Annotated in this window: 7 protein-coding genes and 1 riboswitch; of the genes, 1 reads left to right on the plus strand and 6 read right to left on the minus strand. The window is 72.9% G+C overall.

Annotation, left to right across the window (positions count from 1 at the left end; genetic code table 11):
• Window positions 1–105: 105 nt before the first annotated feature.
• The gene (locus ACZ56B_RS32210; protein WP_468798462.1) at window positions 106–891 is read right to left on the minus strand and encodes an SGNH/GDSL hydrolase family protein; all 786 of its coding nucleotides are present in this window, start codon (window positions 889–891) and stop codon (window positions 106–108) included.
• A gap of 136 nt (window positions 892–1,027) precedes the next feature.
• On the minus strand, window positions 1,028–2,002 hold the full coding sequence (locus ACZ56B_RS32215) for a M23 family metallopeptidase (RefSeq protein WP_468798445.1): 975 nt from the start codon (window positions 2,000–2,002) through the stop codon (window positions 1,028–1,030).
• A 4-nt stretch (window positions 2,003–2,006) separates the two neighbouring features.
• Window positions 2,007–2,163, minus strand: a riboswitch (cyclic di-AMP (ydaO/yuaA leader).
• A 728-nt stretch (window positions 2,164–2,891) separates the two neighbouring features.
• On the opposite strand from ACZ56B_RS32215, the gene ACZ56B_RS32220 reads away from it, so the two are divergent.
• Window positions 2,892–3,689, plus strand: a complete 798-nt coding sequence (locus ACZ56B_RS32220) for a tyrosine-protein phosphatase (RefSeq protein ID WP_468798448.1) — start codon at window positions 2,892–2,894, stop codon at window positions 3,687–3,689.
• Between the two features lie 12 nt (window positions 3,690–3,701).
• Here ACZ56B_RS32220 and ACZ56B_RS32225 read toward each other — a convergent pair whose 3' ends face one another.
• The 4 genes from ACZ56B_RS32225 to ispG form a co-directional block, all read right to left on the minus strand.
• Window positions 3,702–3,830, minus strand: coding sequence for a DUF6126 family protein (locus tag ACZ56B_RS32225; protein ID WP_468798450.1), 129 nt, complete (start codon window positions 3,828–3,830; stop codon window positions 3,702–3,704).
• Entirely contained in the window at window positions 3,827–4,450 is a 624-nt protein-coding gene (locus ACZ56B_RS32230; protein ID WP_468798453.1) for a helix-turn-helix domain-containing protein, read from the minus strand. The genes ACZ56B_RS32225 and ACZ56B_RS32230 overlap by 4 nt, the downstream gene beginning before the upstream one ends.
• Window positions 4,451–4,521: 71 nt before the next feature.
• Window positions 4,522–5,937 (minus strand): aspartate aminotransferase family protein, encoded by a 1,416-nt coding sequence (locus tag ACZ56B_RS32235; protein ID WP_468798456.1) that lies wholly within the window; start codon window positions 5,935–5,937, stop codon window positions 4,522–4,524.
• Between the two features lie 411 nt (window positions 5,938–6,348).
• A partial coding sequence (ispG, locus tag ACZ56B_RS32240) for a flavodoxin-dependent (E)-4-hydroxy-3-methylbut-2-enyl-diphosphate synthase (RefSeq protein WP_468798459.1) occupies window positions 6,349–7,170 on the minus strand: 822 nt, incomplete at its 5' end.

Raw genomic sequence — 7,170 nt, forward strand, 5'->3', positions numbered from 1 at the left:
GGGGGGGGGGGGGGTCGACGGGGTCCCGCATTCGCACCACCTCCCCCCCCCCCCCCCCCCCCCCCCCCCCCCCCCCCCCCCCCCCCCCCCCCCCCCCACCGCGGCTCACGCCACCGACGCGATCCGCACCTTGATGGCGTCCGGCGACAGCGCGCCCTTGGCCGTCACGTGGTCGCCCGACGACTCCCCGCGCAGGCGGCGCCCGATCCACGGCACCAGGTACTGGCGGGCCCAGTGGACGTCGTCCCGCCGGACCTCGAGCGTGCCGCGGGGCGGCAGGGGCGGCCAGGGCTGTTCCGGGTCGGCCGGGACCTCCAGGCCGAGGACCTGGCCCGCGCGGAGCGCCACGCGCGTGTGCCCCTCGGGCGACAGGTGCAGCCGGTCGGTGTCCCAGGCCCTGCGGTCCTGCACGCTCCTGAGGGACCACAGGTCGAGCACGGGGCAGCCGTACCGGTCGGCGACGGCCCGCACGTGTCCGTTGTAGGTCGCGATCTTGCCGCGCAGGTGCTTGAGCAGGGGCACGCCGCGGGTGTCGAACCCGGTCGTCACCATGACCGTGCCGGACACCGCCGTGAGCGCGGCGACCGCCCGCTCGAAGCGCTCGGCCACCTCGTCCGGGTCGGTGCCCGGGCGGAGGATGTCGTTGCCGCCCGCACAGAAGGAGACCAGGTCGGGGGCGAGTTCGACGGCCCGGGGCACTTGGTCCGCCATGATCTGATCCAGCAGCTTTCCGCGCACCGCGAGGTTCGTGTACTGGAAGTCGCCTTCGGGCCTGCGGTCGGCGAGGAGCACGGCGAACCGGTCGGCCCAGCCGACGAACGCCCCGTCGGGGCCGGGGTCGCCGACGCCCTCGGTGAAGCTGTCCCCCACCGCCACGTACGACCCGATCACTGCTCTGCTGTCACTCTTCGAATCGTCTGCCACGAGAGCACATGATTCACCGTGCAATGTGACCTACGCGACCGTAGGAAGGGGTTGACGGTCGGTGAGATGAGCCACTCCGGACGGCCGGCGCGTTCCGCGGGGGTCAGAGGGAGACGCCCTTCGAGCGGAGGTACGAGACCGGGTCCACGTCCGAGCCGTAGTTCGGCGAGGTGCGGATCTCGAAGTGCAGGTGCGGACCGGTCGAGTTGCCGGTCGAGCCGGAGAGGCCGACCTGCTGGCCGGCGCTCACGGCCTGGCCGGCCGAGACGGACAGCGAGGACAGGTGGGCGTACTGGGCGTAGTGGCCGTCGGCGAGCTTGATGACGACCTGGTTGCCGTACGCACCGGCCCAGCCCGCGGAGACGACCGTGCCGGCGCCGACGGCCTTCAGGGAGGTGCCGGTCGGCACGCTGAAGTCGATGCCGGTGTGGTAGCCGCTGGACCACATGCTGCCGGACACCCTGTAGCCGGTGCCGACGCCGTTGCCGGGCACCGGGGAGCTGTAACCGGAGGCGCTGGCGGCCTGGTTGCCGGACGCGGCGTCCGAGGAGGCGGCCCCGGCGGCGGGCTTCGCGGACCGGGTGGCCTGCGAGGGCCGGGTGGACTCGGCGGACTTCCCGGCCGACGAGGACTTCGACGGCTTCGACGCGCCGGAGGAGGCGGACGTCTGCGGCGCCGAGGACTTCTCCGGCGCGCCGGCGGCGGCCTTGCCGTCGAGCGAGAGCTTCAGGCCGGGGTGGATGAGTGAGGGGTCGTCACCGACGGCCTCGCGGTTGTCCGCGTAGAGCTTCTTCCAGCCGCCGTCGACGGCCTCCTTCTCGGCGATCTTGGCGAGGTAGTCGCCGGCCTTCACGGTGTACGTGCGGGTCTCGCCGTTCTTCTCCGCGGCGGCCTGCTGCTGGCCGGTGGCGGGGAGGGACTGGACGGCCTTCTCGGGGGCCGCCTGCGGCGTGGCGGCGTGCGCGCCGGTGGCGCCGAGGAGCGGCAGGGCGAGCGCGGCGCCACCGGTTCCGGCGACGGCGATGGAACGGGTGAGACGCTGGGTCTTGGTACGGCGGTGCTTACCCTTCGCGGGCATGACGAATTCCTCTCCGGCGCCTACGAGGTGAGCTGTCGGGTTCGGGCGGGAGAGTGCCCGGCCGCGCGGTGACGCGGCTTCACCCCGAGCCTGTTCCGGAGACCGGAACAGGCGGTGTTGCCTGTGGGTCCCCCGCTCCTGCCGTACACGGGTAAGAGTGTGCGGGCTCCGGGCGGCGGCAGGATTAGGCGTCCGTCCGGATCGGTGGCGAACGTAAGCGACCGCGACGCGAGGGGACAAGCGCGAGGTTCACCCCGAACCCCTTCTTCCGTGATCCATCGGCACGAAAGAGGTCACCGAGCGTCACCCGGGACTCCGATGCCCCACCGAACTGCCCTGCCGCTCCGCCGAATTGTGCGGGCGTCACGGTAACCCGGTGTCACCGGTATGACGATGCTCACGCACCCTGCCCCATCTCACCTTCTACCGGGGCACGTTACCTCGAACCGAATTAATCGGACATAACTCTTCAATACCCTCATTGAGGGCGTCGCGACCGGAGCGCCACGACGTCCGCACCGCCGCGCGGACCGGCGGGCGAACCGGGGCACAACGACACGACAACCGGCACGTTTCGCCGGTTTCGCGGCATTCGCGCACGGACGGCGCGTCGAGACCCCGCAGCCGGAGCGCGGGCCCCCGCGGCGCCGGCCCCGGAGGCACGCGGGCACGACCGTCGTCCCGAACCCCCGGCCCGGTCCTCCTTCCCCCGCTTCCCGTTCCCCCGCGCGCACGGACGCGGACCGGCGCGACCGGACACCCGCGTCGCCGAGGCCACCGGGGCCACCGGTCCCGCCCGTGGACGGCTCATTGCCCCGGGCATCCGTGTCGTATCGTCGGGGGACGCCCGTCGGCGAGCCCCGCCGGCGGGGAGTGGGAGGAGCCCTACGTGACGCAGCACATCCCGTCGACCGAGCCCGAGCTGACCGGCGTGCGCAACTTCCGCGACGTGGGGGGACTGCCGACCGTGGACGGCCGGCGGGTGCGGCACGGGGTGCTGTTCCGCAGCGGCCACCTCGCCCACGCGACCGCGGAGGACGCCGTCTTCCTGTCCTCCCTGGGACTGCACACGATCTTCGACTTCCGCAACGCGGCCGACCAGAAGCTGGAGGGGCCGGACGTCGAGCTGCCGGGTGTGCGCAACGTGAACCTGCCGCTGAGCGACCCGGCCGACGGCGCGGAGTTCTGGAGGATGGTGCGCGACGGCGACCTGGACCAGCTGCGCTCGATCCTCGCGGACGGCAAGGGAGCGGACCGGATGATCGCCTCCTACCGCGCGACCATCAGGCAGCGCACCGCCGAGCACTCCCGGGTGCTGCACGCGCTCGCCGAGGACAGCGTCCCCGTGCTGATGCACTGCGCGGCGGGCAAGGACCGGGCGGGCCTGTCGGTGGCGGTGACGCTGCTCGCGCTGGGCGTCGAGCGCGACGCGATCTTCGACGACTACCTGAAGTCCAACGCCACGCACCGCCGCTACAAGGTGCACCGCAGCGGCAGCTCCGCCTCGGCCTACTCCCCCGAGGTCATGGAGCTGCTCAGCCCGCTGTTCGACGCGCGCGCGGAGTACCTGTCGGCCGCGCTGGAGACCGTCGAGGAGACCTGGGGCGGCGTGGACCCCTACCTCGAGACGGCGCTCGGACTCACTCCCGAGGTCCGGGAGCGGCTGCGGACGCGCCTGCTCGACTGAGTCCGGCGCCCGCTACTGCTGCGCGCCGACCTTGAACAGCAGGTAGAGGAAGGCCCCGAGGCCGTGGCACACCACGACGTAGACGAACAGCCTCACCCACAGGGCACGGGGGAACTTCTCCTCCAGCTTCTTGCCGTTCATGGCGCTTCTCCGTGGGTCGGGCCCAGGCACAGGGTGGCCGTGGGACTCTGCAGCAGGGTGTGGACGAACAGGAGCTCGACCCCGTCGGGGTCGGCGGCGGCGATGCGGTGCGGGGTCAGCGAGTCGAAGTGCGCGCTGTCGCCCGGGGCGAGCCGGTGCAGACTGTCCCCGAGGCGCAGCCGCAGCCGCCCCCTGAGGACGTACAGCCACTCCTCACCGGGGTGGACGCGCACCATGTCGCCCTGGGAGCCGTGCGGCACGCGGACCCGCAGGGCCTGCATGCCGCGCCCGGGGGCGCCGGCCTGCCAGTACGTCCAGCCGCCCGCGGCCGTGGGCTCCATGTCCGCGGCGCGCACCACGGCGTCCCGGCCGGGGGCCGCCTCACCGAGCAGTTCGGAGACCGTCGTACCGTACGTGCGGGCGAGGGAGAGCAGCATCGGCAGCGAGGGCTGACGCTGTCCGGTCTCCAGCCGGGAGAGGTGGGCGGGCGACAGACCCGCGTCGCGGGCGGCGGCCTCCAGGGTCAGGGAGGCCCGCCGCCGCAGGGCGCGCAACTGCGGCGCGACCGCGGGGAGCGCGTCGGCCTGCCCGGCCGGCGGCTCCGTCTCGGAGGGGCTCATGCCCTCCATTCAGCCGGTGATTTACCCCTGGGGCAAATTTCTTGCCTCAGAGGCAAGCCCCGTCGGCGCGGTCAGCGGTGGGCGAGCGCCTGCTTCACCAGCGTCCTGCCGAACTCCCACACCAGGCCGCCGTCGTGCGCGTCGTCCATCACCGCGGTGAAGGCGTCCACGAACCGGTCCACCTCCCGCTCGCCGATGATCAGCGGCGGGATCAGCTTGATCACCTCCATGTGGTCGCCGGAGACCTGGGTGAGGATCCGGTGCCGCTGCAGCAGCGGTACGACCACCATCTGCGCGAAGAGCCCCCTGCGGGCGGCCTGGAGCATGGTCCAGCGGCCGCGCAGCTTCAGCGACCGGGGCCGGCCGAACTCGATGCCGACCATCAGGCCCCGGCCCCGGACGTCGGCGAGCAGCTCGTACCTGCCGGTCAGGGCGGCCAGCCGGGCCTTGAGCAGTTCCCCGGTGGCCCGGGCGTTCGCGACGATCCGCTCGTCCTCCATGACCGACAGCACCGCGAGGCCCGCCGCCATCGCCTGGGCGTTGGCCCCGAAGCTGGCCGAGTGCACCAGCACCCGGTCCATCGACGAGTAGACCTTCCGGAAGATCCAGTCCCTGCCGAGCGTGGCGCCCACCGGCACGTACCCTCCGGAGAGCGCCTTGGCCACGCACACCAGGTCCGGTTCGACCCCCTCCTCGTGCTGGTGGGCGTAGAAGGCGCCGGTCCGCCCCAGGCCGGTCTGCACCTCGTCGGCGATCAGCAGCGCCCTGTGCCGGTGCAGCAGCTCCTGCGCGGCGCGCAGGTAGCCGGGCGGGGCCTCGTGGACGCCCTTGCCCTGGACCGGCTCCACGATCAGCGCGGCGACGTCCCCCTTCCGCAGCTCCCGCTCCAGCGCGTCGAGGTCACCGAGCGGTACGGCCGTGTCGGGCAGCAGCGGGGCGAACCCGTCCCGGAAGCCGGACTCGCCGTTGACGGACAGGGAGCCGGTGGTCAGGCCGTGGAAGGCGTGCGCGCAGTACAGGACGCGCGGCCTGCCGGTCGCGTACCGGGCGAACTTCAGCGCGGTCTCGACCGCCTCCGTGCCGCTGTTGCCGAAGAAGACCCGGTCCAGGTGGGGGCTGTGCGCGAGCAGCTTCTCGGCCAGCAGCCCGGGCAGCGGCTGGCAGTCGAAGCGGGTGAGGTCGGCGAGGGAGGCGTCCAGGACGTCGTGCAGCGCCTTGCGGACCACGGGGTGGTGCCGGCCCAGGCCCATCACCCCGAACCCGGCGAGCATGTCCAGGTAGTCGTTGCCGTCCGCGTCCCAGAAGTAGGCGCCCTCGGCGCGCTCGTAGACCTTGTCGAAGCCGAGGGTGCGCAGCATGCGCGGGAGCTGGTGGTTGAGGTACCGGGTGTGCAGCTCGTAGCGTTCGGCGCCGCGCTCGGCCAGCAGCGCGCCGAGGTCGAAGTTCCCCGTCCGCGCCGGCTCCGGCGCGGATTCCGCGGTGGTCATGCCTGGTGCTCCCGTGGGTCCGGTGACTGTTTCGGTGCCCGTGTCCCCGCGGCGGGGCCCGTGCTGGTCCGTCCGGCGGTCCCGGCGGGGGCCGGTCCGATGCCGGCGGGCACCTCGCCGTGCCTGCCGCGCAGCGCGGAGAGGTACTGACGACCGGTCAGGAGTCCGTGGAGGCGGCTCCGGTGGCCGGTGTCCCGCGGGGTGCGGTCGGCCGGCGGCCCGAGGACCCGGTGCGGGGCGACGGTGGGTCCCACCGCACCCGGGCCGGTCCCGGCGACCGCCCGCACCGGGAACACCCCGATCCCGTGGGGCGGTTCGCCGGGTTCCGCCTCGGGCGGCGCCTTCGGGACTCGTGGTCGCCGGACGCTCCGCGGGATCGTCACGCTCGGGCCCTCCCTCGGTTCCGTGCGCTCAGCTCACGGTGACGGCCGGTTCGCCGGAGGCCACGCCGTCCTTCTCCATCTGCTCGGCGATCTTCACGGCCTCCTCGATCAGCGTCTCGACGATCTTCGACTCCGGCACCGTCTTGATCACCTCGCCCCTGACGAAGATCTGCCCCTTGCCGTTGCCGGACGCCACCCCCAGATCCGCCTCCCGCGCCTCCCCGGGACCGTTGACCACACACCCCATCACCGCCACCCGCAGCGGCACGTCCATCCCGCTCAGCCCCGCGGTCACCTCGTCGGCCAGCTTGTACACGTCCACCTGCGCCCGCCCGCACGACGGACACGAGACGATCTCCAGCCCCCGCCGCCGCAGGTTCAGCGACTCCAGGATCTGGATGCCCACCTTGACCTCCTCCACCGGCGGCGCCGACAGCGACACCCGGATGGTGTCCCCGATCCCCTCCGACAGCAGCGCCCCGAAGGCCACCGCCGACTTGATCGTCCCCTGGAACGCCGGCCCCGCCTCGGTCACCCCCAGATGCAGCGGATAGTCGCACCGCTCGGCCAGCTGCCGGTACGCCTCGATCATCACCACCGGGTCGTTGTGCTTGACCGAGATCTTGATGTCCCGGAAACCGTGCTCCTCGAACAGCGACGCCTCCCACAGCGCCGACTCCACCAGCGCCTCCGGCGTGGCCCGGCCGTACTTCTGCAGCAGCCGCCGGTCCAGCGACCCGGCGTTCACCCCGATCCGGATCGGGGTGCCCCGCTCCCCCGCCGCCCGGGCGATCTCCCGGACCTGGTCGTCGAACCGCTTGATGTTGCCCGGATTGACCCGCACCGCCGC

The organism is Streptomyces sp. NPDC034670 (assembly GCF_055574875.1).

Excerpts from the sequence above, each read along its gene's own strand:
- ACZ56B_RS32230 (WP_468798453.1), bottom strand. The coding sequence starts at position 4,450 with ATGAGCCCCTCCGAGACGGAGCCGCCGGCCGGGCAGGCCGACGCGCTC.
- ACZ56B_RS32215 (WP_468798445.1), bottom strand. The coding sequence starts at position 2,002 with ATGCCCGCGAAGGGTAAGCACCGCCGTACCAAGACCCAGCGTCTCACC.
- ACZ56B_RS32235 (WP_468798456.1), bottom strand. The coding sequence starts at position 5,937 with ATGACCACCGCGGAATCCGCGCCGGAGCCGGCGCGGACGGGGAACTTC.
- ACZ56B_RS32225 (WP_468798450.1), bottom strand. The coding sequence starts at position 3,830 with ATGAACGGCAAGAAGCTGGAGGAGAAGTTCCCCCGTGCCCTGTGGGTG.